23 protein-coding genes are annotated in these 26,270 nt (G+C 57.6%); 14 read left to right on the top strand and 9 right to left on the bottom strand.

Features of this window, described 5'->3' with window-relative positions:
* Positions 1 to 33: 33 nt before the first annotated feature.
* From P0D84_RS05010 to P0D84_RS04995, 4 genes are all read left to right on the top strand, one after another.
* On the top strand, positions 34 to 2,628 hold the full coding sequence (locus P0D84_RS05010) for a 3-keto-alpha-glucoside-1,2-lyase-like domain-containing protein (protein WP_408333044.1): 2,595 nt from the start codon (positions 34 to 36) through the stop codon (positions 2,626 to 2,628).
* Between the two features lie 53 nt (positions 2,629 to 2,681).
* Complete coding sequence (locus P0D84_RS05005) at positions 2,682 to 3,416, top strand: superoxide dismutase (RefSeq protein ID WP_408333041.1); 735 nt, start codon at positions 2,682 to 2,684, stop codon at positions 3,414 to 3,416.
* Positions 3,413 to 3,865 carry a chromate resistance protein ChrB domain-containing protein gene (locus P0D84_RS05000; RefSeq protein WP_408333038.1) on the top strand — a complete coding sequence of 151 codons (453 nt, stop codon included), beginning with the start codon at positions 3,413 to 3,415 and terminating at the stop codon, positions 3,863 to 3,865. The genes P0D84_RS05005 and P0D84_RS05000 overlap by 4 nt, the downstream gene beginning before the upstream one ends.
* 81 nt (positions 3,866 to 3,946) lie before the next feature.
* A complete protein-coding gene (locus tag P0D84_RS04995) occupies positions 3,947 to 4,930 on the top strand; it encodes a hypothetical protein (RefSeq protein WP_408339680.1) in 984 nt (327 codons plus the stop codon).
* Between the two features lie 40 nt (positions 4,931 to 4,970).
* On the opposite strand, the gene P0D84_RS04990 is transcribed toward P0D84_RS04995, so the two are convergent.
* Both P0D84_RS04990 and hxlB read right to left on the bottom strand, forming a co-directional pair.
* Positions 4,971 to 5,279, bottom strand: coding sequence for an acylphosphatase (locus P0D84_RS04990; RefSeq protein ID WP_408333035.1), 309 nt, complete (start codon positions 5,277 to 5,279; stop codon positions 4,971 to 4,973).
* A 731-nt stretch (positions 5,280 to 6,010) separates the two neighbouring features.
* Positions 6,011 to 6,586, bottom strand: coding sequence for a 6-phospho-3-hexuloisomerase (gene hxlB / locus P0D84_RS04985; RefSeq protein ID WP_408333032.1), 576 nt, complete (start codon positions 6,584 to 6,586; stop codon positions 6,011 to 6,013).
* A 517-nt stretch (positions 6,587 to 7,103) separates the two neighbouring features.
* On the opposite strand from hxlB, the gene xylB reads away from it, so the two are divergent.
* Complete coding sequence (gene xylB / locus P0D84_RS04980; RefSeq protein WP_408333029.1) at positions 7,104 to 8,600, top strand: xylulokinase; 1,497 nt, start codon at positions 7,104 to 7,106, stop codon at positions 8,598 to 8,600.
* 2 nt (positions 8,601 to 8,602) lie between these two features.
* Positions 8,603 to 9,322, top strand: a complete 720-nt coding sequence (locus P0D84_RS04975) for a ribulose-phosphate 3-epimerase (RefSeq protein ID WP_408333026.1) — start codon at positions 8,603 to 8,605, stop codon at positions 9,320 to 9,322.
* Positions 9,323 to 9,531: 209 nt separating this feature from the next.
* Here P0D84_RS04975 and P0D84_RS04970 read toward each other — a convergent pair whose 3' ends face one another.
* Entirely contained in the window at positions 9,532 to 10,305 is a 774-nt protein-coding gene (locus P0D84_RS04970) for a DeoR/GlpR family DNA-binding transcription regulator (RefSeq protein WP_408333023.1), read from the bottom strand.
* A gap of 918 nt (positions 10,306 to 11,223) precedes the next feature.
* Between P0D84_RS04970 and P0D84_RS04965 the strand changes: the two genes are divergently transcribed.
* From P0D84_RS04965 to P0D84_RS04950, 4 genes are all read left to right on the top strand, one after another.
* The gene (locus P0D84_RS04965; protein WP_408333020.1) at positions 11,224 to 12,267 is read left to right on the top strand and encodes an ABC transporter permease; all 1,044 of its coding nucleotides are present in this window, start codon (positions 11,224 to 11,226) and stop codon (positions 12,265 to 12,267) included.
* A 13-nt stretch (positions 12,268 to 12,280) separates the two neighbouring features.
* Positions 12,281 to 13,258 (top strand): substrate-binding domain-containing protein, encoded by a 978-nt coding sequence (locus P0D84_RS04960; protein WP_408333017.1) that lies wholly within the window; start codon positions 12,281 to 12,283, stop codon positions 13,256 to 13,258.
* 62 nt (positions 13,259 to 13,320) lie between these two features.
* On the top strand, positions 13,321 to 14,841 hold the full coding sequence (locus P0D84_RS04955; protein ID WP_408333014.1) for a sugar ABC transporter ATP-binding protein: 1,521 nt from the start codon (positions 13,321 to 13,323) through the stop codon (positions 14,839 to 14,841).
* Positions 14,842 to 14,924: 83 nt separating this feature from the next.
* The gene (locus P0D84_RS04950; protein ID WP_408333011.1) at positions 14,925 to 15,620 is read left to right on the top strand and encodes a response regulator transcription factor; all 696 of its coding nucleotides are present in this window, start codon (positions 14,925 to 14,927) and stop codon (positions 15,618 to 15,620) included.
* A 4-nt stretch (positions 15,621 to 15,624) separates the two neighbouring features.
* On the opposite strand, the gene P0D84_RS04945 is transcribed toward P0D84_RS04950, so the two are convergent.
* Both P0D84_RS04945 and P0D84_RS04940 read right to left on the bottom strand, forming a co-directional pair.
* Positions 15,625 to 15,996: a response regulator transcription factor gene (locus P0D84_RS04945; RefSeq protein WP_408333008.1), complete on the bottom strand. Its 372-nt coding sequence runs from the start codon at positions 15,994 to 15,996 to the stop codon at positions 15,625 to 15,627.
* A gap of 148 nt (positions 15,997 to 16,144) precedes the next feature.
* The gene (locus P0D84_RS04940) at positions 16,145 to 18,070 is read right to left on the bottom strand and encodes an ATP-binding protein (RefSeq protein ID WP_408333005.1); all 1,926 of its coding nucleotides are present in this window, start codon (positions 18,068 to 18,070) and stop codon (positions 16,145 to 16,147) included.
* Positions 18,071 to 18,328: 258 nt separating this feature from the next.
* Here P0D84_RS04940 and P0D84_RS04935 point away from each other — a divergent pair, with 258 nt between their 5' ends.
* Both P0D84_RS04935 and P0D84_RS04930 read left to right on the top strand, forming a co-directional pair.
* On the top strand, positions 18,329 to 18,679 hold the full coding sequence (locus P0D84_RS04935) for a response regulator (protein ID WP_408333002.1): 351 nt from the start codon (positions 18,329 to 18,331) through the stop codon (positions 18,677 to 18,679).
* Between the two features lie 115 nt (positions 18,680 to 18,794).
* Complete coding sequence (locus P0D84_RS04930; protein ID WP_408332999.1) at positions 18,795 to 19,004, top strand: hypothetical protein; 210 nt, start codon at positions 18,795 to 18,797, stop codon at positions 19,002 to 19,004.
* A 1,536-nt stretch (positions 19,005 to 20,540) separates the two neighbouring features.
* Here the strand turns inward: P0D84_RS04930 and P0D84_RS04925 are convergent.
* Both P0D84_RS04925 and P0D84_RS04920 read right to left on the bottom strand, forming a co-directional pair.
* A complete protein-coding gene (locus tag P0D84_RS04925) occupies positions 20,541 to 20,774 on the bottom strand; it encodes a DUF2934 domain-containing protein (RefSeq protein ID WP_408339678.1) in 234 nt (77 codons plus the stop codon).
* Positions 20,775 to 21,092: 318 nt separating this feature from the next.
* Positions 21,093 to 21,407, bottom strand: coding sequence for a hypothetical protein (locus P0D84_RS04920; RefSeq protein ID WP_408332996.1), 315 nt, complete (start codon positions 21,405 to 21,407; stop codon positions 21,093 to 21,095).
* 726 nt (positions 21,408 to 22,133) lie between these two features.
* On the opposite strand from P0D84_RS04920, the gene P0D84_RS04915 reads away from it, so the two are divergent.
* Positions 22,134 to 23,441 (top strand): tryptophan leader peptide, encoded by a 1,308-nt coding sequence (locus P0D84_RS04915; RefSeq protein WP_408332993.1) that lies wholly within the window; start codon positions 22,134 to 22,136, stop codon positions 23,439 to 23,441.
* On the opposite strand, the gene P0D84_RS04910 is transcribed toward P0D84_RS04915, so the two are convergent.
* Positions 23,372 to 24,898: an MASE1 domain-containing protein gene (locus tag P0D84_RS04910; RefSeq protein WP_408332990.1), complete on the bottom strand. Its 1,527-nt coding sequence runs from the start codon at positions 24,896 to 24,898 to the stop codon at positions 23,372 to 23,374. The genes P0D84_RS04915 and P0D84_RS04910 overlap by 70 nt on opposite strands.
* 816 nt (positions 24,899 to 25,714) lie before the next feature.
* On the opposite strand from P0D84_RS04910, the gene hfq reads away from it, so the two are divergent.
* The gene (hfq, locus tag P0D84_RS04905) at positions 25,715 to 25,996 is read left to right on the top strand and encodes an RNA chaperone Hfq (RefSeq protein WP_408332987.1); all 282 of its coding nucleotides are present in this window, start codon (positions 25,715 to 25,717) and stop codon (positions 25,994 to 25,996) included.
* 49 nt (positions 25,997 to 26,045) lie between these two features.
* Here the strand turns inward: hfq and P0D84_RS04900 are convergent, their stop codons facing one another.
* Entirely contained in the window at positions 26,046 to 26,216 is a 171-nt protein-coding gene (locus P0D84_RS04900; protein ID WP_408332984.1) for a cold-shock protein, read from the bottom strand.
* Positions 26,217 to 26,270: the final 54 nt, after the last annotated feature.

Raw genomic sequence — 26,270 nt, 5'->3', positions numbered from 1 at the left:
TCAGGTGGCGAACATTCTCAAAGGAGAACTGGTATGCCTCAGACGGTGACCCTGTCGTCCACTTTTGGTTTCGACCTGCCGGCACGGTACGTGTGCAACACGCTGGATGAGGCGATGGCGAGTCAGAACTCCGCCCGCCATGCAGATGCGCGCCCGTTCGACTATGTCGTCATCGGTGGCGGTAGTTTCGGAGCCGTTGCCGCGACGCATTTGTTTGACATCGATTTGTCGCATCGCTATCGCTTGCTCGTGCTGGAAGCGGGCCCGTTTTTACTGGCGGAACATGTGCAGAATCTGCCGCCAGACTTGTCTCCGCCTGGAAAGGGGAACAGTCAAACGGTGTGGGGGCAACCGTGGGTGTCTGACAGCATCCGAAGCTGGAACAAAGATTTTCCCGGTCTCGCGTTTTGTCTGGGAGGGAGGTCCTTGTTCTGGGGCGGATGGTCGCCTTACTTCATTGACTCTGAACTTTCAGACCCGTCATGGCCTGCCAGCGTAAGAGACGACCTGACGAAAAAGGTCGTGCCGCGTTCGATACCGGTCGAATCGTATCTGGACCAAGCCGCACGCCAGACGGGCACTGATACGGCTAATGACTTTGTTTTTGGACCGCTCCATTCCGAGCTCCGGCAACGTCTGTTCGATGGCCTCAACGCCCGTCCACCGGGCGTCACAAAACTGACTGGCCAACATGGCGTATTGACGAACATTGAGGACCTGGAGGCGCCGTTGGCGGTCCAGTCGTCATCCAGTAGAGCTGGGGCCTTCCCATCAAACAAATTTAGTGGCGTGCAGTTGCTCATCAGAGCGGCGCGGATGGCGCAGTCAGAGGCCCAGCAAGCAGCGCCGTTCGACGTCGAATCTGCTGATGTCAAAAAGCGGATGATGATTGTCGACAACATCTACGTGACTCGACTTGTGCGCAGCGGCAACAGGGTTATCGGTGTCGAGACGAACCAAGGTAGCCTGAACGTTGCGGCGACCGGTGTCGTAATCCTCGCCATGGGCACCATCGAAAACACGCGTATGGCGCTAAATACTGTACCGGAAAAGGCGCTCATCGGTCGAAACCTCATGGCCCATCTCCGCTCGAATTTGACTTTTCGTGTTCCTCATGCGTCCTTCGCCGGCCTGAACCTGACAAAAGAGCTCTCCGTGTCCGCGTTGTTCGTGAAGGGCGTACACACTCGCAGCACCGGAACCCCAGGTCATTTCCATGTGCAAATTACCGCCAATGGAGTCGGCGAGCTGGGCATGAACTCCGAGGCGGAACTGTTCAAGAAAATTCCGAACATCGACGAGCTCGACAAGTTCCAGGACCTGAATGACAAGTGGGTCGTGGTAACTCTGCGCGGCATTGGGGAAATGATTGGCGATAAAACCTCCAGTGACCCGCAGAACCGCATCAAGCTGGATGTTCCTGACGGCAATGGAGTGCCACGCGCGACAGTGCGCCTGGAAACAGACCCGAAGGACGCAAGCGACCCACGGGGGAACCTCGACAACGAACTTTGGAATGCGATGGAAGCCGCCTGCGATGAGCTCGCTGGCATCTTTGCGGGTGGCGGAGCGATTCAATATCTCTCTGCACCTAATAATCCCTCAAACGCCGTCTGGCAGCCGGGGGCTCCTGCAGCCAGTAGCCGGCGAGACGCCTTAAGCTCCACCCACCACGAGGGAGGCACCCTATGGATGGGCGACACGCCCTCGACCTCGGTGACGGACCCGTTTGGACGCATTTGGGAACTGGACAATGCCTATGTTGTCGGTCCGGCAGTCCTTCCTACAATTGGCTCGCCGAACCCGATGCTTTCAGGCGTCGCGTTGAGCCGCCGCACGGCGGAGGAGCTCGCCTCGCCGCCGGTGCCGACCCCAGCCGAAGCGGGGTTCCAGTCGCTCTTTGATGGGACGGAAAGGACTTTCCAGCAATGGAAGTCGGCGGGCCCAGGTAGTTTCGCGCTTGTCGATGGCGCGCTGGTCGCCCAACCTGGGTTGCCAGCATTGGTCGATGGCGTGTTTGCTCCTGTCGGTGCTCACTCCGTCTTCTACTATGCCGCCGAAGCGTTCAACGATTTCGCCTTGCGGTTGCAGTTCCGTCTGGCTGGACCAAACAATGCCGCCGGGAAACCAGCGGATAACTCGGGCGTCTTTCTTCGGTTTCACGCGCCGCATTCCGTTGGAGATGACTTGCCGACGAATGCAGACCCCGTTCTTCAGAATGCCGTCGCGTCCAACCCGGCGTGGGTTGCCGCGTACACGGGCTTCGAAGTACAGATAGATGAAAACGGTGCCCCGGACGGAGCCGATAAGCATCGCACAGGTGCCATATATAACGTCCCTACCGGTCCGGGCGGGATGCAACTATTCACACCTGCAAAGCCTCTTCAGGCGGGCGCTTGGAACGACATGGAAATCACCGTGAGCAACGACCGCTACACAGTAGCCCTGAACGGTACGCAAACGAGCGATTTCACCAATCCAAAGAATCAGACTGTGACCGATGCTCCGGGTCTGCCGCTCAGCACGCGCGGGCTGAAGGTATCCGATGACGCTCTGAGCGGTTATATCGGCATTCAGGCACATACCGGCAACGTTTCATTCAGGAACATCCGAATCAAGCGACTGTAATCCAGCGCTCAAATTCGAGAGAGACAGTAGCTTCAGACACTCAAGGAGAGCGCATGGCAACGCGGAGAGACTTTCTACATCAGACAGTTGCAGCCGGAACCGGCCTGATTCTGGCCTCAAGCGACGTACTCCACGCGGCCGAGGAAACTGGATACAGCGACAAGCTTACGGATGCCGATGGCAAATACACGGCGGCACCGCTTCCGTTTGCTTACGACGCGCTCGAACCGGTTATCGACGCACGAACCGTTGAGCTGCACTATACGTTTCATCATAAGCCGGCTGCCGTCGCCGCGAACAAGGCTGAAGATGGACTGGTTAAATCGCGGGAGACCAATGACTTCGCGCTGGTGAAGTTCTACGAGAAAGAACTCGCGTTTCAGTTGTCCAGTCACATCCTGCATACCATTTATTGGACCAGTGTCTCGGGCAAAGGCGGTGAACCGAAGGGGGACCTCGCAAAGGCAATCGAGAGAAATTTCGGGTCGTACGCGAAGTTCAAGGCGCAACTGGTTGCGGCAACCGTTGCCGTGGAAGCGTCTGGCTGGGGCATCGTTGGCTACCATCCAGCGACCGCAAAGCTCATGGTCATGCAATGCGAGAACCACCAGAAGCTAACAGCCTGGGGCATCCAGCCCATCCTCGTCCTGGACGTTTTCGAGCACGCGTACTACCTGAAGTACCAGAACAAGCGCGGTGACTACGTCAATCAGCTGTTTAGCCTCATCAACTGGGATAACGTAGCTCAGAGAATGCAAGCCGCACTGCCCGCGCGGAGGACGACATGAAATGGATTACCCGCGAGCGCCCGAAAATTGACCGCATTGCCTGCCCCTGGCTTATTCGCAGGTTCATCGATGAGTCCTCGGAATTTCTCTTTGTGCCAGCGGACCAGGTGTTGGCCGTCGCCGAGCGCGAAGGTGCGTTACCGTACGACATCCCGGGCGTGAAGCTCAGTCACGTTGGCGAACTTTGCAGTTTCGATACGTTCCTGTCTGAATATCATTTGACGGACCCCGCGCTGGCCGCGCTCGCCGTCATCGTGCGTGGCGCGGATACGGCGCGCCTCGACCTGGCGCCGCAAGCTCCGGGCCTGCTGGCCTTGTCGCTGGGCCTATCGCGAATCTTTGAGAACGACCATGAGATGCTTTCGCATGGCATGGTCATGTATGACGCGCTCTACGCGTGGTGTCGCGACTGTCCGAGCGAAACGCACGGCTGGCCGCCAGCGTCGTAGAAGCGATGGTGCTGGGGCAACATTGTGGTTTCCTCGAACAGGTTATTGACCCTCCGGGCCTCCGCCGTAGCAACGCTTGCAATTGTCGTATTCGCATTTGTTTCAAACCGCACAAACGGCACCGAGGAAGCGGTCGAAGCCTCCAATCTACCTCTGCAGAAAGTCGCCGATGTGCCGCTCGGTGGTGGGACAACGCGCTTTGATTACGAAAGCATCGACTCCAGCCGTCATCTGCTATTCATCGCGCACCTGGGCGATAGTGAAGTCGTCGCTTTCAACACGGAGATGTCTCGCGTCGTCGGGCGCGTGCTCAACGTAAGTTCGGTTCACGGTGTGCTGGCGATTCCTGAACTGGGACGCGTCTATGCGTCCGCTACCGGCACAAACGAGGTCGTTGCCATCGATGTCGCGACGCTGAGAATCACAGCTCGCATGCCCGCAGGTGCATACCCAGATGGCATGGCCTACGTGCCTGAAGCGCACAAGCTTTATGTCTCAGATGAAACCGGCGGGACTGTGACGGTCATTGACGTGCGGTCAAACACGCGGATTGCATCCATTCATCTCGGAGGAGAGGCAGGCAACACCCAGTATGACCCGGTCTCGAAGCACATTTTCGTCAACGTCCAGACGCGGAATCAGCTGGTTGAAATCGACCCGGTCAGGGACCAGATTGTCGCCAGGATAGATGTGCCAGGCGCCAGGGGCAACCACGGGCTGCTAATAGCTGCGGACCAGAGGCTGGCTTTCATCGCATGCGAAGGAAACGACCGGCTCATTGTTCTCGACATGCGCACGATGCGCGTGGTTTCGTCGTTTGAAGTCGGAAAGGACCCGGACGTCATCGCGTACGACCCTTCACTGCATTTGTTGTACGTCGCCGGCGAGGCGGGCGTCGTCTCGATGTTTCGAGTGCGAGCCGGCGTGGTCTCGAAACTGGGTGACGGTCATGTCGGCCCGAACGCGCACGTCGTGGCGGTAGACGTCGAGACACACCGCTCCTACTTTCCACTCAAAAACTCGGGCGGGCAGACGATGCTCCGCATCTTACAGCCGAGGCATTAGAAAGGCCCGCGCGGAGGGTGCGGCTCTGACGACCGTGCACCTACAACGTGGGCAAGCGCTCGAAGTTGTCAAAGCGGGCAAACGGCGGCTGCACCTCGGTTACCTCAAGCGCGTCGACAAGCGCTGCCGACATGCCCTCGCTGAGCCAGGCGCACATTTCTGCCAGTTGCTCCGGCGAGCCCTGCAGCATCGCCTCTACCGAACCGTCCATACGGTTACGGACCCAGCCTGTGACGCCTAGCGCTGTCGCGCGGCGTACGCAGGCCTCCCGGTAGCCTACGCCCTGTACCTGACCGCGCACCTGCACCAGTCGGGTTTCGAGCGGCTCGTCCTTATCGTGAGATTCCATGGGCGTACTCCGGTTGCAGGTTGAGGCTGGCATTCAGGGCCATCAGAACCACCGAGTGCCAACTAAGTGCGTCAAACAGCGTTGATAGATTTCTGGAGTTGCGTCCTTGGGTGGAGAAGTTCCAAACCCGGACCCACCTTGCAGACTTTGACGCGGAGTCCCCACGGGATGGGCGGCAGCCAGCACAGGCAGGCGCCGGGACGGTATGCACCACTTAGCCAGCACAGCAAACGCGATGGCGGAAATTCGCAAATATTCAGATTGGATGGCCGTATTTGAAACCGGGACTCCGAGCCGTGGCATGACGTGGTGCGGCTAAGTCGGCGTGCTTGCCATCACCCCCGCTGCCGACATACGACTCGTACCAATCCCCCGGTAGCGCTTTCCTTCGCGCTCTTTGCCGTCTTGGCCTGAATCTGCTTACTACTGCACGAAAAGGAGGTCGACGCATTGTTGGCGGAGCTGGTGGCGTCGCCTGCAGTCATGCGAACCAATAGGAAGGTTTCCAAACTAACACATTGCTGCGTGGGTTGAACGGGAGGAGTAGTGCTCGGTATAGAATTCCTGTCCAGCTACGGTTTCGTATTGCAAATCGGCACACCACTTCCTGACAGCCTGCGCGTGGTAGGCGCTGGGTCGCCTCGCCACCGTTCACCGGATTGCGAATTCGGCTCAAAGCAATCGGTTCGGCTGTCGCCAGCCACGATTCTGCTGGAGCTCATCGAGTCAAACTACTCAAGATTCGCATGCCGCTGGGCCATTTCTTCCTCACCTATGCCCTTCTTCTTTTTCAGCCAGCACACGATAGCCTCACATAAAAGGAAAAAGGCCTGTTCGAAGAGGGTGCGCATGGGTTGAAGACTCTGCGGATGTTCGCGATTCACCAAGCCGCTGGGGGCAGGAATTGCCACGGTCACATCTGCCACCATAGAGCGGGCACTTGGGCGCCGCGCAGTGAACAGCGCAACCCTCGCACCCGCTAATCTCCCCTGTTCAAGCACCGCCGAAACGCTGCGAGTTTCTCCTGAACCGGACGCCACGATGATTAGGTCGTCGGCTCCGACAGGGGGGCAGGGTAAGCCGCCTGCCATAAACGCTTCGTATCCCAAGTGATTCAGCCTCATGCAGAACGCCTGAAGAAGGATGCCAGACCTGCCCGCTCCCAGGCAGAACACCTTTGGTGCGCGCTCTATTTCAGCGACGAGTGCCTTAAGGTCAGCGGGATTTACGCCGCGCAGAGAGGCCTGGATTTCATCGAGGATGTCGTTCGACAGGCTCGGTATCTCCAGTGGTGTCAAATCGGTCATGGTCGCACTTATTAGCGGTCAAGTTGATGGTGGCCGGCGCCCGGAAACTAATCCTCTCGTCTTGCCTCTTCACCCGTCGGACGGAAAACGTCGAACTGTTGAGTTAACTATAACACCATCCAGAGAATATGGTGGAGTTATACCATTTCCGTCAGGACATCCCCATCTGAAGGACGTAACATTCTTTGAGAGAAGATGTACCTAACCTCCCTATTCGCCGACATTGTTCTGTAAAGCGGCATCAATTGCCCCATCGTGGATGCGCGGATAAACGTTCAGGATAAATGGTAAATATATACCATAAATGGTGCAAATTGAACTTTCAGGGTATAAAGGGTGTTCATGGTTGAGCAAGGTCGCGATGCCAACTGGCGCCTAGCCGGGCCCTCTGCCCAAATGCTCGTTGCGGGGTGGGCTTCCGGAGCCGGCGCCATTGCGGTCGACCTTCTGGCGCCCAGTTGCAGCCGTGTCATCATCTCCGACGTGACCCAACCAGACTGATATACGGAGGAACACAATGTATCTTGGCATCGACTGCGGTACACAAGGCACCAAGGTGATTTTGCTAGACCCGGAAACCGGCGCGCTTGTGGCCCGTGGTCAGGCCAGCCATCCAATCATCTCCGAGGCCAACGGCCGTCGGGAACAGCGGGCCGAATGGTGGATTGACGCCCTTCGGCAAGCGTTGAAAGGGTTATTTGCGCAGACCACACGCAGTCCGGCGGATGTCTCGGCCATCGCCGTATCCGGGCAGCAGCACGGGCTGGTGATGCTGGATGACAGCGGCGCGGTCGTACGAAACGTGAAACTGTGGAACGATACCGAGACGACTGCAGTTAACGAAAAGCTCTTCAACGCGGCCGGAGGCGAAAAGAGGATTCGTAGTCTTATTGGCACAACGATTCCAGTGGGCTTCACGGCATCGAAGGTCGCCTGGGTCAGGCAGCACGAGCCGGAAACCTACGGCCGGGTGCGGCATGTGCTGCTGCCGCATGACTACGTGAACTACTGGCTGACAGGCGAATATGTAACGGATGCTGGCGAGGCATCTGGAACAGGTTACTTCGACGTCCTTTCCCGTACATGGTCACGGCAGATGGCGGACCTGATTGACCCGACGGGGCGCCTTGAACGCTCGCTGCCTCGAATCGCTCCGCCTCTCGAGCCAATCGGCACCGTACGCCCGGAGGTCGCTGCAGAGTTCGGCTTTTTACCGGGCACGCTGGTAGCCTGCGGTTCGGGCGACAACGTCATGGGTGCCCTGGGAACTGGAAACGTGGCGGCAGGACGCGCCACGCTCGGCCTCGGAACCTCGGGCGTTCTGAACATCCATGCGGAAAAACTGGCGGAGTTCGTCGACCCCAGTATCTACGTGTTCTGTAGTCTCGATGGCGGGTGGTTGCCGACCATCGCGACCATGAATGCAACGTCGACGACTACGTTGCTGCAGCAGCTCTTCGAAGTTGAAATTGGCGAGGTTGAAAATCTCATTGCTTCGGCAAGCCCTGGTGCTGGCGGCGTCCGGATGTTCCCGTATTTCAGCGGGGAGCGTATTCCGGCACTCCCCCGTGCGCGCGGGGTCATGAAAGGTCTGTCGGCAGACAACATGACGCGCGCAAATCTGATGCGAGCAGGGGCCGAGTCCGTCGCTTTCGGATTGAAATGGGGCTACGAACTGCTTACGCGGAGTTTCACACCTGCAGAGCAGTTCCGGCTGACGGGCGGAGGCGCGAACAGCGCCGCATGGCGGCAGATACTTGCCGACGTCTTCGACATCGACGTCATCCGCGTCAAGTGCGACGAGGGGGGAGCATTCGCCGCTGCCTTGCTCGCACTCACGGTGCATCAGCGGGCGAAAGGCGCTTCTGTCACGCTATACGACGTTTGCGAGCGTTACGTCGAGCTTGATGAGACGCGCGCGGCTCACCCACGCCCAGACGTCGCGGCGCAGTACAAGGATTTGTTCGCTGCTTTCACTGACACCATCGCTACCGAAGATTTCGAGGCAAACTGAACGTGGATATTGTCTGGCAAAACTCCTGTCTGATTGTGCCGTCGATTATCACCTTCGACCTCTGTAATCTCGAGCGTCAGGTACAGGTCATCGCCGAGACTGGACTGGAGGCCGTGCACCTCGACGTCATCGACGGACATTTCAGTCCGAGCGTGCCCTTGGGAATTGAAACCATTGCGCAACTGCGACGCAAAACGGAACTGACTTTCGACGTACACGTCATGGCTACGCGACACGATTATTTCATCGACGCACTGCTCGAAGTCGGCATTCAACAACTCACGTTCCAGATTGAGTCGGAGCCACATATAGACCGGATGCTCAACCGCATCCGGTCAGAAGGCGTGCGGGCAGGCGTAGCGCTGAAACCTTCCACGCCGCTCAGCACGCTCGAGTACGTGCTGGAGAGGTGCGATACCGTGCTCCTCATGCTCACCAACCCGGGCTATGCCCGAGCCCCCGGCGAGACACAGGTTCCGTACGCGGAGCGGAAGATTCTCGCCTTGCGAGAAATGATTCGCCAGCAGGGACTTGATACGGCAATTGGGATTGACGGGCGCGTCTCCAAGGAAACCATCAGAAAGTTCGCTCCAGACACGGTCGATATATTTGTTGCTGGCAGCATGTGCATTTCGAGAGAATCACCCTCCACCGGACTTGGCGAACTGGTCGCGCTCCGTCGTTCTTTGGTTCCCGCGACGCCATCAGGCATCGCGTCGTAGACGCTAAAGTCTGCTTCAGTAGCGGTAGTGACGCGAAGCGAAGCTCAATGTTACGACCCTGCCTGACGCGGGCATCTTCATCAAGGCACCTGCCGGCTTGAAAAAGAGAGCTGACACACCAAACGTCGTTTGCTATGAGGCTGAACGCTTCGCGGGCCCGGCTTGTTCCCGGCTTGCGAGCCCAGACGGCGAAATAAAGGCAGCGACCGTCAGTCGGCGATGAGCACCTTGAGTCCCTTTGCTTCGAGGTCGTACCGGTAGTGCTCAGGTATGCCTGCGTCGGTTATCACCATGTCGAAATTGTCTACGCCGGCGAAACTACAGGTAGACACCTTGCCGAACTTGGACGAGTCGACCAGCAGGATTCTCTCAACACTGGATTCCATTGCAGCCTGCTTCCATGAGCAGTCTTCGACGTAGCTGCAGGTTAGTCCGTGCTTCAGTTCGTACCCGGTCGCACCGATGAACGCTTTATTCGCGCGATACCTGTGCATCGCCTGAACCGCGTCAGGCCCGGAAAACGTATACGACTTCGATGAAAGGACTCCGCCGAGCGAAATCACCGTGGTGTCCTCTCGTTTCGCGAGGACATTTATAGTGTTCAAGCTGTAGCAAATAAACGTGTAGGCACCATCGGCCGGGAGGACCTCCGCAAGTTGCTGAACCGTGGTGCCGGAGTCGAGAATTATCACGTCGCCCGGGCTTAACAGCTGACTCGCTGCGAGTGCGATTTGGCGTTTTTCTTCAGTGTGCTGAGAGCGTTCTGTCTGTGCGTTGTAACTCGCAATTGTGTTCCCGTTGTCCAGCGACGCTACGCCGCCGTAGACCGTGCGCACCTTCCCCGCTTGCGCCAGCCCACGTACGTCCCGGCGAATTGTCATCTCCGACACGCCTAGTGCGCTGGCCAAATCGCCAATGCTCATGAAATGCCGGGAATCGACCATGTCGACGATACGGTCGGACCGTTGCTCTTTGCTAGCCATAGGAATGTCGTGTTTTTGCCGGAGAGGGGCAAGCAGCTGCCGTCGCGAGCACATTGTGTTCAACATTTTAACTCAATTACAAAATAACTAAGACAACAGTAGCATAAATAGTTCAACTTCGAACATCTCGACCTTTTGCACAACTCATTGCTGTCGGCACCCGGTAGCATCGGAAAATCGCTACGGATTGTCAAAACAGGTCAGATGCACGTCGCGTAAAGCCCGGAATGGCCATGCAGCCCGATATCCCCATAATCTGTCTGTCATTACGCCCCGGGAACAGCGTCTGCGGTCCCATTCGTTATCAGTGTCTCCGACCCTCTGCGGTCGGGACGCTGCCGTCCTCGGAGCACAAACGTCATCCAAATAGTGGGGCAAATTCCGCACCAAGGGCTGTAGATGGCGGCCAGCCCTCTCACGGCAACGGTTGCCTGCGAGGGTTGACCGGCACTGAGGCTGAGCGAGCGCATACAGCGCAAGGCTTCGGTGTGAAATGTTCACACTTTTACCATTACGTTGCCACTTTACCTTTCTGCGACTACAATGTGATTGATGTAGAACATTCATGATTCGTCACGGTGTCCGGGAGTGGCCGTCAAACCACGCGCGAGTTCGTCCGGATGTTCGAGTCGAGTCAAGAGGCAAAAAATTTGAGACAAACCGCGGTGCCTGCTTGAGATGGACGCTCCTCCCGTTTTTTCTTACGCTGGGCTTTAGTCGATAACGCGGGTGCGTGTACGCGAGGCTTGCTGCGTTTGAGGGTTACCCATCCGGGAACGTTCCACAGACCGGCGGCGGTGCGGCACGATTAGCGAAAGCGGCAGCAGCAGTGCCGGAAGTGCGAACGAGGCGCGGGTTACTTCCCGACGACGCGTTAAGGTATCCGCTGTTGATGCTTCGCCAAATCAGGAGACAAACATGAATAGTCTTGAACCACTCGGGACGAGAAAGCGTCAGTTTCGGCTGCCGAGTGAAGCAGGAATTGCAATCGTATTCATTGTAGTCATGTTGGGCGGCTTCATTGCCACGCCGAATTTCCTCACTCTTTCGAACATGATGGTGCTGTTGCTGAATGGCGCTGTCATCGGCTTTCTTTGTCTTGGCCAGTCATTTGTCCTTCTAACTGGCGGGATTGACCTCTCCTGCGGGTCCATCGTTGCGATGACGTGTGTCGTGGCTGCCTTGCTGATGCAAAGTCTCGGCTTGCCATGGCAATTGGCGGTGTCGCTCGTTCTGGCGATTGGCGCCCTGGCGGGAATGGTCAACGGCTGGATTATCGAGCGCACTGGCGTGCCCCCCTTCATCGTGACGTTCGCAACGATGGGCGTTGCGGCATCTATCCCACAAATCATCACAGGCGCTCAATCCATCCGGGTGACGCAGATTGGCTACAGCCTGATTGGTCAATCCCGTCCGTTTGGGGTTCCGTTTCCAGTGCTTGCGTTGCTTGTGGCAATTGTTCTCGCTGCATTGCTACTGAAGCGGACCGTTACGGGAACCCACATTTATGCCGTAGGCGGTAACGCGGATGCGGCTCGGTTATCGGGCATCAGCGTGCCGCGCGTCACTCTGTTCGTCTACTCAGTTTCCGGTCTCTGTGCCGCATGTGGCGGCCTCATCTATGGCTCGCGGTTGATGACGGGATATCCGACCGCAGGTCGTGGCGACGAACTGTTCTTTTCAATTGCAGGGGCTGTTGTCGGCGGGGTTAGTCTTTTCGGCGGAAGCGGCAGCATAGTAGGCGCGATGATTGGAGCAATGCTTATCGCGGCAATCTCGAACCTGATGAATGTTCTGAACGTGAGTGCGTACTGGCAACCATTGGTCATCGGTCTCATTATTCTGATTGGCGTGACCTTGGATACGTTACGGTCGTCCAGGCGGCTCAGCTTTCCTTGGCTGAAGCCTCGGAAAAAGCGGAAGTTTGTCCAGCACAAAGACTCACTGAAGAGCACACCTTAACTAGGTAAATCACATGCGAAACAATCACGCAGTGGCAGTTGCCCTCATCAGTTCCGTCCTCGCGTTGGGTCTTTCCGGTTGCAATCGGGATTCAGGCGACCACACATCGAGCGGAACACAAACCCTTGGTGTCGTTCTGCCGAACCTCACCAACCCGTATTACGTTGCAATGAAGAAGAGCTTTGAGGATAGTGGCGCAGCCAAGGGCATGCGCATCGAGGTATCAATCGCTGACAACGATGACGCTCGAGAGCTCTCACAGGTGCAGAGCTTCATACAGAAGAAAGTAGACGCGGTCGCTGTTAATTGCGTTAGTTCGGGGCCATGTGTGTCGGTTATTTCGGAGTTGAACAAAGCGAATATCCCGGCCTTCGCCATCAATATCCTGCCGGACACCGACGGCATGAAGCAGCAAGGCGCTCATATCGTGCAAGGTGTGCAAACCGACCAGAAGGCTGGCGGCGTGTTTATTGGTCAGCAACTGGTGAAGGACCTGGGCGAGAAAGCCAATGCTGTCATCGGCATTGTCGGCGAGCCGACGTCTATGGCAGCCAACGCGCGTGATGACGGGTTCAAGCAGGCCATTGCGTCCAATCCAAATCTTAAGGTTGTCGCTCTCGTCAATGGAAAGGTGGAAGAAACAACATCCCTGAAAGTGACCACTGAAATGCTTCAGGGGAATCCCAATATGACAGTTGTTTTTTCCGATACTGAACCTTCGGCGCTGGGCGCGCTCGCGGCAATCAACCAGCTGGGCTTGAAGGACAAGGTGAAGCTGTACGCTTTTGTGGATAAGGAAGGGGTAAAGCAGATTCAATCCGGTGACATACTGCGCGCCGGCGCGATTCAGGAACCAGTGCGACTCGCTGCGTTGCTGGTGGACAGTGTCAGCCAACACTTTGCGGGCAAGGTACCGCCTGCCATGGTTAACAGCCCTCCGCTGCTTGTAAATAAGGCTAATGCCGAACAGGTGGTCAGCCAGGCTTACTGAATTGGGCAGGCTCATTCGTCACGGCGACAAGCCAAATGCGTAATGGGAAGAGGAATTGAGCGATGAGTAACAGCAACCTACTTTATCGGGCGCGCGACATCAAGGTGTCCTTCGCGGGCGTACGTGTGCTGCATGGTGTCGACTTCGATGTGGTGCCAGGGAAAATCCACGGCCTGTTTGGGCACAACGGTGCCGGTAAGTCGACATTGCTCAAGATTCTTGCAGGGGTCAATCAGCAGGATTCGGGCGAGCTTTTGCTTGGTGACGAATCCATCTCCCTCACTTCCCCGCGAGATGCGTTGCAGCAGGGAATCGCCTGCGTTTACCAGGAACTTCGTCTTATCCCGGGGATGACGGTTTGGCAAAACCTCTTCCTGGGACGCGAACTCAGGAAGAACGGGTTGCTCGACGATGTAGCTATGAAAGAGCATACCCGTCAGGTTCTGCAAGATTATAAATTGAAGGTACAGCCTTCAGGCCTTGTGAAGGACCTGTCTCATCCTGATAAGCAGATGCTCGAGGTCGTGGCGAATCTGGACAGGGATGCAAGGTTTCTCTTTCTCGACGAACCGACCACGGCACTCGAGGGAGCTCAGGCTGAAGCACTACTGCGGTCGGTACAGCAAATTGCCAGAGAGAAAAACATCGGGATTGTGTTGGTATCGCACAAGCTGGACGAGGTACTCGGCGTGTGTGACGAAGCGACGGTCATGTGCGGTGGCAAGGTGATTTACCACGCCCGGAGCAACATCGCGAAGCATGACATTATCGATGCCATCGTCGGCGACGCGGGTTCGACGCTCAATGAAAGCGAGCCTACTATCCGCAAACAACCGAATGCGGCGTCAATGCCCTATCTTGATGTGCGAAGCCTTAGCACGGAACGCCTGCGTGACGTGTCCTTGCAGGCATGGCCGGGAGAAGTCATCGGCGTCTACGGCCTTGCTGGAGCCGGTCGAACCCGATTCTGTCGTACTTTGTATGGTTTGGAAAAAGTGCTCGGGGGAGAGGTACGCCTGGCAGGGACGCTTTATCGGGCTTGCACTCCGGCAAACGCAATCAGCCAAGGTGTGGGTTATCTGACCGAAGAGCGCAAAAAAGACGGCATCGTACCCCTGATGTCAAGTTTCACCAATGCCTCCTTGCCTATCCTGCGTCGCTTTCGAAAGCGCGCGCTTGTGGACCATAACAAGGCGGCGCAGAGCGCCAGACAGATACTCGACGAAATGAACACCAGGGGTGACCTCCATGGGCCAATAAAATCGCTTTCTGGCGGCAATCAACAAAAGGTTTTGCTAGCGCGAGTAGTCGGTCAGGATGCCAAACTCGTTCTGCTTGACGAGCCCACAAAGGGTGTTGACATTGGGGCCAAGGCCGACATCTACGCGATTATCCGACGCATGGCAGCACAGGGGCGATGTGTGGTGGTTGTTTCCAGTGAAGAAGAAGAGTTGCTCGAGATTGCGGACCGCGTCCTTGTGTTTCACCAAGGAAGTTGCGACGGTGTCGCTGTTGCTGCAGAAGACCTTAGTATTGCGGGCTTACGCAAGGCGGCGTGGAGCGGCAATACGAGCATGCTGTGACGGGACAGCCACTCCGCTGTGAGTGATGTGACCGCATTCCGGCTTTGCGAGGTACCAAGATGACTGCTAGTCCGAACCACCGAATGACAACTGAAACCGCAGGAGCCGACGGTTCAGTCATCTACGTCGTCGATGACGACGAGGGAATGCGGCGGGCTCTCCAGACGCTAATGCGCTCTATAGGCTTGCGCGTCGAAGCGTTCGAATCCCCCGAGGAGTTCCTGCGGTTTCCTCACCCTACCGCGCCGAGCTGTCTCATCCTCGACGTGCGACTCCGCGGAAAAAGTGGCATGGTGTTTCATCAGGAAATGGTCAGTAGCGGCATGCGTATCCCCGTCGTCTTCATGACCGGCCATGGAGACATCGAGATGGGTGTGAAGGCGATGAAGGCCGGCGCGCTGGACTTCCTTGCCAAGCCGTTCAAGGACCAGGATATGCTCGACGCGGTTGCTCAGGCTCTCGCGCGGGACAGCGAGCGACTCACGGCAGAAACTGCGGTAGCCGGTCTGCGCGCTTTGTATGAATCCCTGTCACTGCGAGAGAAAGAGGTCATGGCCTTTGTGCTGTCTGGCCTGCTGAACAAGCAGATTGCCTCGGAGATGAACCTGAGCGAAATCACGGTCAAGGTCCACCGTGGACAGGTGATGCGCAAGATGAAGGCGCACTGCATGCCGGACCTTGTCCGTAAGGCCCAAGCCCTTAGAACCGAGCCCGTTTGCCACACCGCGGTCATCAGTGACCGGCCGTCGTGCGTTAGCACTTCTGCACAGCGTCGATGATTCGCTAAGGGCTTCCGAGAGCGACCGACAGCCAGTGAATAATTACAGAAGACTCGTAAGGCTTCTGCAGCAACACAAGTGCGCCGTTACTCGCCGCCTTTGCCTGCAACACCGGCGTCGGATAGGCACTGATAAAGATGGTCGCCGGGGCATGCCCCTGGGCACGCAGGCATTCATGCATCTCGATACCTGACATGCCGGGCATGCGGATGTCGGAAATCAGGCAGGAGGTATGGGCGGCCTGCCCGGACGCAAGAAATTCTCCTGCCGACTCATACATGCGCACCTGCCAGCCAAGCGACCGGATAAGGCTGCTTAACGCAACACGGATGGCTGAATCATCGTCGACAATCGAAACAACAGGCGTGGTTCGCAAAATGCGGCCCTCGGTTACTCTCTCTCGGGATGACGGGCGGTCGGTGCCGCGAGCCTCTTTTAACTTGCAGATTACTTTGCAACGGCGCCCAATGACATGATACGAATGTATATATGAACCGAACCACCTGCGCGCCGGTCGCCGTGCGTCACTTTCGTACCTCCTCCCGCGTCATGGCTGGCGGCAGGCTGAACGAGAACGTCGCGCCCCCTTCAGGGTTATTGGAGGCCCAGATTTGCCCACGGTGGGCTTCAACAATAGAACTGGAAATAGCCAGTCCCATTCCCATGCCGGAACTGCGTGTCGTAAAGAACGGTTCAAAGAGTTGCGGAAGATTGGCCTCCTGGATGCCAGCCCCCGAGTCCTTTACCGCCACGACAACATTGCCATCAGGGTCAAGGCGGGACTGGACGATAAGTTCGCGCCTGCCGCTGACGTTCGCCATCGACTGCAGAGCGTTGATGATTAAATTGACGAGCACCTGCTGGAGCTGCACACGGTCGCCCAGTATCAGTGGTAGCTTCCTGGCAAGGCGACGTGTCAGCGAGCCACCCTGGCGCTCAATATCCCGCCTGATAAGGGCAATCGCATCCTCGACCACATCGTTGATTGCAATCGGTGCCCGGTCCGGCGGCGCCCCCTTCATGAGCGCCCTCACACGTTGCACGATTTCTGCAGCTCGATTTGCCTCGCCTGTCATCTGGCTCACGCAACCCTCGATTTCCTCCATGTCCGGAGGCTGGCGATGCAGCCAGCGCAGACATGCTTCACCGTTCGTTACGATGGCGGAAAGGGGCTGTCCCACTTCGTGGGCAATTGATGCGCTCAGCTCACCAAGCGCCGTTAGCCGGCTTACGCGTTCCAGTTCGCTTTGCGCATGCCGCAACCGCTCCTCTGTCTGCTTCGCCCGCGTCACGTCCATCACGGCCCCGACGAATTGTTTGTTATCCGGCTGACCGTTCGCTGACCGAGCAACGACGTGAAGGTGTTTGATGCGTCCATCGGGAAAAAGCAGACGATGCTCGATGGTAAAGTCGACGGTGAAACCGTGCGCCTTTGCAATCTTCTCCTCGAACAGGGGCATATCGTCTGGATGCACCCGCTGCCTGACCAGTTCAATGTTGGGCACGACCGCCGGGTCGTATTCGAAGATGGAAAAAGTCTCGTCGGACCAGATGAGTTCGCCGCTCGGGACATTCCAGCCGAAACTGCCGGTCCTGCTCAGCTTCTGCGCTTCGGCGAAGTACTGCGCCTGACTCTTCCGGAGCAGTTCTTCGGCATGCTTGCGCTGCGTGATGTCATTGTTGGTCTCAAGCGTGGCCAACGGGTTTCCCGCGGCGTCGCGCTGAAGCGCCCAGCGGCTCGTCACGATTATCCTGGTGCCATCCCGCCGCGTGTGAATTAACTCGCCCTCCCACTGGCCGTCGCGAAGAAAAATCCGCTGGAGCTCATCTCGAGGCAGCGGGAATACCGAACTCAGAAATTCGTCGATGAACTTCCCAATCGCCTCTTCCTTCTTCCATCCATAAAGTGTCTCTGCTGCCTGATTCCAGTATGTAATCACGTTGTTCTTATCACGCACGATGATGATGTCGTGTGTCAGCTCCAGCAGCTGTGCCTGCGCGCGCTGCGTCTTTTCAATGCGGCCAATCCGCCTGACAAGGGTGGTGATTGCGAGTGACGTGACGAGAAAGGCAACAAGGGAGAATAAATCCCCGGGGTTGCTAATGTGGAAGCTATTGATGGGTTCCGTGAAAAAATAGCTGAGCAGCGCGGCGCCGACAACCGAGAAAATGACCGATGAGATGAAGCTGTCCAGCAGGGACAGGAGAACAATGACGACCAGAAGGAAGAAGCCAGCGGTGCTCTCTTCCTGGTCCAGAAGGACACAGGTTGCAGTAACGGCTCCGAGCGCGATACAGCCTCCAAGCCACAACGTCGCCAGATATCGCAAGCTTCTGCTTTCATGTGAAGAAACTGTCGCGCGCACAGAACGTCTCCCTTTTGGGCGCAATTGCACCAGCCCGCTTGCATCAGCTCCAGAGATTTTGCCGGTTTTCTCGCAGTTCGACACCGCTCGCTAAGTCTCCTCACCGCGGCTATACGCCCGTATAAGCGAGTTACGCTAACGCGGCATCGACATATCCAACCGTAGAGTAGATTCGCCCTTCGCCAAAGCCTACTCTTATCTCATCGAGACAGCGCTCGCCGTTATGAGAGCGTAGAGTTCCGCAAGTCAGCGGGGATTCGACCTCTGCAACGCGCGCGAGCAACGGAATAGCCGTTGCCGGCAAACAGACGAAGTGAAAACCCACCGCTTTGGGGCCTGGTCATGGTGACGGTATTACTGGTCGACGACGACATGAACCTGCTTCAGGCGCTTGAGACGTTGGTCTGCGGAGAGGGTTACGAGGTTATGACTGCATCGAATGGGGATGAGGCACTGCGTGCAGCGCGCCGACGGCGCCCAGACATCGTCGTTTCGGATTTCATGATGCCGGTCATGGACGGTCCCGCCCTCATCGGCGCGCTCGGGGCCGAGCCTGAGTTCGCAACTGTTCCTGTCCTTCTGAGTTCAGCGGTGGCGACACTGCCGCCCCACCTGCGGGTGGCGGCGTTTCTTAGAAAGCCCTTTGCAGCCTCGCGCCTGCTCGAACTGCTTCGACTGCACAGTTCACGGTAGGGTTCAATCGCCGTTGCTGGTCACTTCGATACACCGGCGATGGGAAGCCATTCCTGCGTATCGGGGGCTGACCGCTTCTGGGTGCGCTCCGCCATATGGCCATTGGAGATTCAACATGAAACTGGAGACTGCCACGTTTATGGGTCTACGTCGTCTTGCCCCGGTTCTGGACGATGTACTAAGTGCACGCGAGGTCGGACATGCAGACCAGGCCGTAGACCTCGCTTCACTTGCTCAGCTCTGCTCACTGTTGTTCGACGCGTACCACGACCAATACCCGAGCGAAATTGCACAAGTGCGCCGCGACGCCCTGGAGTCGCAGTAACACACTTCCTCTGGACTGGCTGGCGGCTCTCGACGACGCACCGGCTGACGACTCTCGTACAACGCTGCTCGACGGCCAGTGTTTTTCGGCAACAAGGGCGCCCTTCATGGCAGCCCGTTCTTCGTCTTCAATTGCGCAACGCCACGCGCTAACGCTGTTTTCTGTGTTCATGGCGAATATCGGTTATCTCGGCTCGTCGAGGCATGCTTATTCGCCAGATTCATAACATTGTCTTCGCACCCTCATTGTTTATTTATTTCGCACTTGCTTGGCGGCGCCGCGGAGTCCGGTACTGAATTGGCCCGCGTTGTCTCCTCTGCGGGTGCATCAGTCTTGGCCCGCTGCGCGCGGGCTTCTTTTGACTGATGTGAGCGAACGCTGGCCAACTGGCTGGCGCTGCAATCCCGGAGGCGCCATGGAACTCTGCGAGGAATGTGTCAACATTGACGGGCGGCCCGTCGACGTTCAACGACGGGAGGTCACTTTGATTGGGGTGGCTGAATGCAACGGCATCCTCGCGCTTGAGCATTACCGCTGTGATAAATGCCGAGCGATTATTGCGAGACGATTCACAGGTGCTTCCGATGAGCGTGTCTGGCGGGTACTCGAGGCTGCGCACTAGCGTGCCGACCTCGCTGGTTCGCGCGTTACTCATGCCTTTCCTTGTGGACCAGATGACGTCGTTCCGGGCGACCGTTCCGAGGGAATGACTGTCGAAGGCTCGGTCCACTTTTCTTCGCGGTTCCGCCGAAGTATCGACCGTGCTGGGAGTTCTTCTTAGCCTGCAAGTGCCATCGTGACGACCATATCGGCGACGAAGCTGCTGCGGAAATATAAGTTCGCTAGCTAAAGATGTCTTTAAGTTTTTCCTCGAAAGAGGAGACCCTTCTAACATCAAAGCCATTGATTGGATGGCAGTCTTTTTATACTGTCGGCAGCGGACCCGAGGTCCGCGTAAATGGGGTCTTTTTCTGGATTGGTTTTCTGGCAAAAGGTCCCAGCCGACGCTAGCCGGATTTGTACCAAGCGATTTGTCGAGCGGTTGTTCGTCTCTGACGAGGGTTTTCAGTATTTCTGGCGAACCAGCGTGACGCAGGCTTCGACCTCTCGGTCAAGGACCGTCACCGTACGGTGCGCGGAAAGCTTGGCTGTTCATAGCGCGACGCGCGACATACCCGGCCGCCTCGGGCTTCTTCGTTAATTCGTTCTCTTGCTTTCGCTTCCACGGCCTGAACTCCGCTCCCCAATCCCTCTGACCCTTTCCAATAAACGCATCTCAGTTCGGCCCTCGGCCCGCGCAACAGCGAGGGGAAATCGATTCTGCGCAACCGTCGCAGAGCCCAGTCGCTCCGCGCGAGCGCGTGCCGAAATGGCAGTGAATGTCGCTCGGCCAGAACGCGCTGAAAAAGGCGTTGGGTGACGTGACTTTCCGATGTCCTGCAGCAGCTGGCGAACATGCTCCGGACACAACTAGCGAAAAATCCGCAGCAAGCCGATACGTCGAAAAGGCGTTCGACATATGGCGCGGGGACCAGGTCAACTCGCCTTTGGCGATTGGCCAGGTCGGACACTGGACGTTGGCTCGCCCGACGCCACGTCCGGAGCGTCAACAAACTCATCGGAGTCGTTCATTCTGTCACTTTGCGTGGTGCTGCCGCCTGAGCCGAGTTGCAGTCGGGCCTGTTCCCAGAATTCCTCCGCGCGACCGTCGGGGCATCCCGCTCTCTCCCACAATCGGTAGGCGAGCGAACGAAGCTCTTCTTCCGTCATCTGCGTATCCATGTTCATCCTCGCAACGTATTCAAGAGAACGCGGCACACCGGCCATCATGCAATCGTGCCTGGCGAGGCACATAGACTTCCTGGCGAAGGCTCTGGACCAGCTTATTATCCGCCAAACGATGCCAGGTCCGGACGCGTCAGCCCCATTCGTTTCGTTGCGGCGCAGTTCGTTCAATCCGAGCGAACCATCCGGGCAATCTGCTGGAGCGACAGTAAACGCGTCGGTGGCAATTAAATACGTAGCCTATACACGACTATCGAGTCAGCGAGTGAGACACCACTGCCATCGTGGCGAGGAGGCTCCGCGCTACTGGCCCTTCTGCCTTATGCCGCCAGGTCTGCTGTTGACGTCGCTGTTCGCGCCGCTATTTGTACCCTGATTCAGACTGTTGGTCTTGCCCCTATTGGAACGCTCCGTCCTGGGCATATTGCGCGCCGCGTCGACGCCACTGCCCGTGACGTCAGGAGAACCGTAGCCCGTCTCGTTCGGGGTCTTCATCGAACCGGCGCCGGCGCCGGGTGTCGGGAGCCCGCCAGCGCTGCCGCCGGCTTGTGCGTATGTAATTGCCGAGAGTGCCATCACGAGAGCCGAAACGAAAAACGTCTTTGTTATATGTTTCATGGTCCACCTCCATGCAAGCGTCTGCCGCTCACATGCATAGGTGCCGCAAGGGATGTGCCTTGCGTCGCTGAATCTTCGCCGTTGTCAACGCAAACAGGCGACGAAATCGGCAACGGACGCTCACGCAACGCGTGATACCCGGAAAATGCCGCCATCACGGCGGTCCGTCGCAATGCCCGACGCTCCGCCGCGTTCTTCATTGCAGCGGGCCGCTCGTGGGCTCTCGGCTCTCGTGGCTTTCTGGTATGGATTGGCGCGTGCTTCGAGGGAATTAGCCCGCCATTTCGGCGGGCTAATTTCCATGCACCATATGTGAAAAATCGCGATAGAGATTTTCGGGCTTACCGCACGCAAAGTTCAGGGCAGCCTGTTCATTGGCAGGATACTTGAGGTTTGCTAAGGCGAGGCATGGCTTCCATTCGCTACTCCAGAGCTCCGCCTGATTCCGCACGCGTGAGGTACACGGCCAACACGATAAAAATAGACGCAGACCCTCTCTTTGGGCCTGGAGAGCGGGCGGAAAAAGCCTTGCTCATGATTGCATCTGTCTAACCATCGGTGGCGCACATGCGGATATCGTCACGTTCCGGCACAAGCATCACCAACCCTGCGCGGACTGCGTCGAACTGTCCCCGGAAGAACAAGGGCAGCCGCCGGTTTACGGCCTCGGCCGAGTGTGCAACTATCGTTGCCGGGCGCTTGCCGCATTCCTTTGCGAGGTTCAGGATGGCCTGGAAACTCTGGAAAACCGAGAAGCGGCAAGATGAGGCGCGAAGCTGGCCTAGCGATGCGAACCAGTCTATAAAGCAGCTTCTGGGCATGTACCTAGGCAGCCATGCAGCACCGTTCGCAGGGTGGGCCGCGCCTGGCATCATATTCGCGCCGAACGTCGAACCGGTCCTGCGAAACGGAGTTCGAGGATATCAGCTCGCTCTCTGGTTCTGGCTCTTTGCCGAGAAGCACGGCACCATCTCGGCACGAATGGTACGTGAGTCCTTCTGCCTGCTCGCTGAGGCGGCGCAACAGGCGTCCGGCGACAGCATTGATGCGCTCCTCGACTTCGAAAACCGCCTTGCGCATTCTATCGAGGAGATTTCCTCCGAGGCGCGGTCGTTCCGGCTGGAGGGCCTGTCGGTAGAGGTACCGATGGAATTCTTTCTGGCCACAGGCTTCCTCCGACTCGCACCCGACTCGCCTTATGCTGGAAATGCGAGCGCCAGCCTGCAAGGCAATGACTACAAGCTCGCTGACTGCTTTCGCCATGCAACTCAGGAGGCGCTAGTGGTGTTCCGACCGATGATAGACACGGTCGACTTTGATGCGAAATCGCTATCCAACTGGAAATGGAGCGCCCATCCCGGCGCTGCCGAGCGACACCTGCAACGCCGCCACAGCAATCCACTGTTTCCCCTGCACCGCCAGATGGTGACGGCTCATGAGGTCTATGAGGCACGTCTTGCCGACTGCCAAGCCCTTCACGAAATCAGCACCGAGCTTAGTGAGCTTAGCCACTCGTTCTCGCAGACGACCGAACTACCGCTGAACTGGCAATCGTTCCTCGAAGGATATCGGGACTACGTCGAACGACTCGATGAACGCCGCCTCGCGGCGGGTGGGCAGAACGCGCCACTCGGTGACGCAATTGAAAGACTGCGCACGGACATCCTCACGACCTGGCGCACTTCCCTTCACAGGAACCGGCACAGCCTGGCCACACTGGACCATGAAGAGGCGCAAAGGGCCGAGCGACGGGCGCTTCTGTACCGATGCGACTGGACCGCACAGCTTCTAAGTAACGGCTCTCTGATACCGCCAGAAGAGGTCGTTCCTGCCCTGCTGAGTGAGTCCCCATCGGAGCTCGAAAGGGTGGTGACCGCCCTTCAGGCCGAACCACGATTGCATGAGACGCTTGCGCAGTGTCGTGCAACCGCGCACCGACTTGTCAACGAGCCCCACTCGGGCGGTCACAATATTCCCGATATCGGCGATAAGCTTCGTATTCTTGACGGTACGCCCGGGCAGGTGCCGGCGTGAATTCGCAGCTCGAAGTCTGCGTTCCATGTTGAAGGGGCCGATTCGACACCCTCTTGTATCCGTCGATATCGACCATGACAAATCCCGACAAAACTGCGGCCGTCTTTCGAGAACTCCGGCTGCGATTGAAGTGCCAGTTCGCGGTCGAAGTGCCGACGGTTAAAAACGCCGGTCAGTCCGTCCCGGAACGCAAACGCATGCAATTGACTTCGCTCATCTGCGAGGCGTTGCTCTGCCGCCCAGCGCTCCGTAATGTCGTGCGCTGTCGCCGTGAGTGCCTGGGGCTTGCCGCGAAACCTTTCGATGACAGGGCGAAGGTACATTTCCATCCACAGGACCTGGCCATCCATGCGCCGGAAGCGAATCACCCGGGAAGCCCCGGCCGCACCCATCGCCATGCTCTTGATTGCTGCAGCAAGAGCATCGCGGTCGTCGGACAGAACCAGGTCCGGGAGGTGCAAACCGACAAGGTTTTCAGGGGCAATTCCTATCACCGCCGTAGCGCGTGGTGAAACGTACGTGAGCCTGCCATCGGGCGCCATGCTCATGACGACATCGGTCGCGTTCTCTGCCAGTATCCGATATCGCCGTTCAAGGTCACGGAACATTGCAAGGAGACAGCTACGGCGTGCCTGCGTGGCGCAGGTAGGTAAAGCAATGCCCATCGCCGCAACGAGAAAAAGTTGCAGCTCAAAGACGCGGCTGTGCAGGTCCCCATAGGGAAACGTCCAGAGCGGTCCCGACCCGCGAACGGTGAACGACACCGCAATCCCCAGACACAGGAGCATTCCGACCATCAATCCTGCAACGTCTGCCTGAAATGCCAGTAGCACGATGGGCGGGAGCGCCCAGTACAGGAGCGGAAAGTGGTTTTGCCCGAATACGCCCGTCGTGATGACGCAAACCAGGAGCAGGAGGCACCCCGTCTTCCGCCGGCGCTTGCCACGCAGTAGTTGGGTCACCTCCCCGGTCCAGAAGACGATGGCGGCGGGCGTCAATATGGCGAGGCTCAAGGCATCCGAGAGGAACCAGGCGCGAAAGTTTTGCAGCAGATGGCCGACCAGTTGTTCGTGCAGCATGGACGTCACAAGCAGTCCGGACACAACCGGCGCGAGCAATACTGCACCGGCCATGAACTTCACGAGAGGCTTTGGACAAAACAGTTCGGCGACCGTTGAGACAGGTGGGGCGAATGCCAATGCAACCAGCACCTCGAGGAGGTTGGCGCACAAATATGAGACGGACACAGATAGACGTTCACCAACCAGAAGGCTGGCGCTTAGATAGCCCAGTACGCCCCCGGCAAACGCCCAGCATCGCTGTCTGTGCGGTGCTACTATCATTTGCGCAAGGAGGGCGGCATTGGTCAACCAGATTGGAGCGATTTCTCCGGCCGTCGCCTTGAGCGCTCTACTGACAAGGCTCGTCACCGTCGTCACCGCCAACGCAAGCACCATGGCTCGGACAGCGTTGGCCCAGCCTGGTGACAGCATTGCTCCGACCAGTGCGCTCAACCAGGTAGGCGGCTTCTCGGATGGCTGCCCCAATTGGCTTCTCTCAGGTTCTTGTCATTGCAGACTCGGGCGGACGCCTCCTTGAATCGCGTTGTTCGCTCGGGCTATTGCGAAGAAGCACCAACATGCAACTACAAGTCGACCTCAAGTTGTCCGCGGCCACTGTTAGTGCGAAGTTTCCATCAATTCAGTACTTACCGTTGATTCCGTATCGGCGGAAAACCTGTTCGGGAGACTTCCGCATTTACCCGCGATAGCTGCTTTCGGTCCAACGCAGGAAGTGCGCCTCAACAGCATATGCTCGTCCCTAACCTCAAGCCCAGTGGCTTACCCGGATACTGGGCGGACTACCCCAAGCATCCTCGCTAGCATAGGCAATTGCCCTACATGTGCAAGACATTCGCCAGGCTGACTCGGACAGAACTTCACATACCTGTGGAATCGGCGTTTCCAGCGCCTTGCCGCGACGACCTTTGTGGCGATTACCGGTCATGCCGATGACGCGGGAGGAAGGCAGCCTTCGAGACGCGTCTCGACATCCATGTGCCCAGACCCGCCGATGCGAGCAAGCTCGAGCAGTTTCTGATTGAGCGAAGAGAGACAATAAGGCATCCTTAATAAGAAGAGAATCGGAAACGGTTCCTGTTCGCGTAGTGCGAATCAACGCAGCCTAGTCTCAGTAACACACTTCATCTGGACAGGCTGACGGTTCCAGGTGTCGCCGGTACAATCGAAGGACCTATCGCTTGGACGTCGAACATGAACGCACTCGCAGACCTACAAGGCGATTTTTTGCAGATGCTCGTAAAGGACAAGACCGCAGTCAGCGTGTTCCTCATAAGCGGCATCAGACTGAGCGGTCAACTGGCCGCCTTTGACCAGTTTGCCGTTCTGCTGGAGTCTGGCTCAGGTTCACAACTTGTTTTCAAACATGCCATTTCTACCGTGCTGCCGGTCAATGGCTGGAGCCAAACACGTGAGCCGACCGGGCCGCCGGTGGGTGGTGACAAGTCGAACCACTTGCGAGGCAGTGTCCGATGAGAACTGCCACGATATGCCGTGGCTACGCGACAGCGAGTGCGCTGAGGTGTCAGATGGGCTGTATGTTGGCCGCCTGCTTACCCTTCGGCCCTTGCTTCACGTCAAAGCTGACCCTCTGGTTTTCCGGCAGCGATTTGAAGCCTTTTGCCTGAACCTCGGAGAAGTGTGCAAACAGCTCCTCGCCACCCTCATACGACGTGATGAGCCCAACCCTTCCCATCGCTGCGGAGCGGCAAACTCTCACGGTTGTTCGAGCGCGTTTTCAATCAGCCGT

Source organism: Paraburkholderia sp. RL17-337-BIB-A (assembly GCF_046025895.1).
In the GTDB taxonomy this organism is placed as follows: Bacteria; Pseudomonadota; Gammaproteobacteria; order Burkholderiales; family Burkholderiaceae; genus Paraburkholderia; species Paraburkholderia fungorum_C.
Note: the sequence above shows the minus strand (reverse complement) of the source record. Positions and strands in the feature narration are given on the sequence as shown.

What these genes read in the sequence shown, in the direction of transcription:
- P0D84_RS05000 (WP_408333038.1), top strand. Translation starts at nt 3,413, where the DNA reads ATGAAATGGATTACCCGCGAGCGCCCGAAAATTGACCGCATTGCCTGC.
- hfq (WP_408332987.1), top strand. Translation starts at nt 25,715, where the DNA reads ATGAACGCACTCGCAGACCTACAAGGCGATTTTTTGCAGATGCTCGTA.
- P0D84_RS04965 (WP_408333020.1), top strand. Translation starts at nt 11,224, where the DNA reads ATGAATAGTCTTGAACCACTCGGGACGAGAAAGCGTCAGTTTCGGCTG.
- P0D84_RS05005 (WP_408333041.1), top strand. Translation starts at nt 2,682, where the DNA reads ATGGCAACGCGGAGAGACTTTCTACATCAGACAGTTGCAGCCGGAACC.
- P0D84_RS04950 (WP_408333011.1), top strand. Translation starts at nt 14,925, where the DNA reads ATGACAACTGAAACCGCAGGAGCCGACGGTTCAGTCATCTACGTCGTC.
- P0D84_RS04930 (WP_408332999.1), top strand. Translation starts at nt 18,795, where the DNA reads ATGAAACTGGAGACTGCCACGTTTATGGGTCTACGTCGTCTTGCCCCG.
- P0D84_RS04910 (WP_408332990.1), bottom strand. Translation starts at nt 24,898, where the DNA reads ATGGTGCTTGCGTTGGCGGTGACGACGGTGACGAGCCTTGTCAGTAGA.
- P0D84_RS04955 (WP_408333014.1), top strand. Translation starts at nt 13,321, where the DNA reads ATGAGTAACAGCAACCTACTTTATCGGGCGCGCGACATCAAGGTGTCC.
- P0D84_RS04915 (WP_408332993.1), top strand. Translation starts at nt 22,134, where the DNA reads ATGGCCTGGAAACTCTGGAAAACCGAGAAGCGGCAAGATGAGGCGCGA.
- P0D84_RS04990 (WP_408333035.1), bottom strand. Translation starts at nt 5,279, where the DNA reads ATGGAATCTCACGATAAGGACGAGCCGCTCGAAACCCGACTGGTGCAG.
- P0D84_RS04935 (WP_408333002.1), top strand. Translation starts at nt 18,329, where the DNA reads ATGGTGACGGTATTACTGGTCGACGACGACATGAACCTGCTTCAGGCG.
- P0D84_RS04920 (WP_408332996.1), bottom strand. Translation starts at nt 21,407, where the DNA reads ATGAAACATATAACAAAGACGTTTTTCGTTTCGGCTCTCGTGATGGCA.
- P0D84_RS05010 (WP_408333044.1), top strand. Translation starts at nt 34, where the DNA reads ATGCCTCAGACGGTGACCCTGTCGTCCACTTTTGGTTTCGACCTGCCG.
- P0D84_RS04970 (WP_408333023.1), bottom strand. Translation starts at nt 10,305, where the DNA reads ATGGCTAGCAAAGAGCAACGGTCCGACCGTATCGTCGACATGGTCGAT.
- P0D84_RS04925 (WP_408339678.1), bottom strand. Translation starts at nt 20,774, where the DNA reads ATGACGGAAGAAGAGCTTCGTTCGCTCGCCTACCGATTGTGGGAGAGA.
- hxlB (WP_408333032.1), bottom strand. Translation starts at nt 6,586, where the DNA reads ATGACCGATTTGACACCACTGGAGATACCGAGCCTGTCGAACGACATC.
- P0D84_RS04900 (WP_408332984.1), bottom strand. Translation starts at nt 26,216, where the DNA reads ATGGGAAGGGTTGGGCTCATCACGTCGTATGAGGGTGGCGAGGAGCTG.
- xylB (WP_408333029.1), top strand. Translation starts at nt 7,104, where the DNA reads ATGTATCTTGGCATCGACTGCGGTACACAAGGCACCAAGGTGATTTTG.
- P0D84_RS04960 (WP_408333017.1), top strand. Translation starts at nt 12,281, where the DNA reads ATGCGAAACAATCACGCAGTGGCAGTTGCCCTCATCAGTTCCGTCCTC.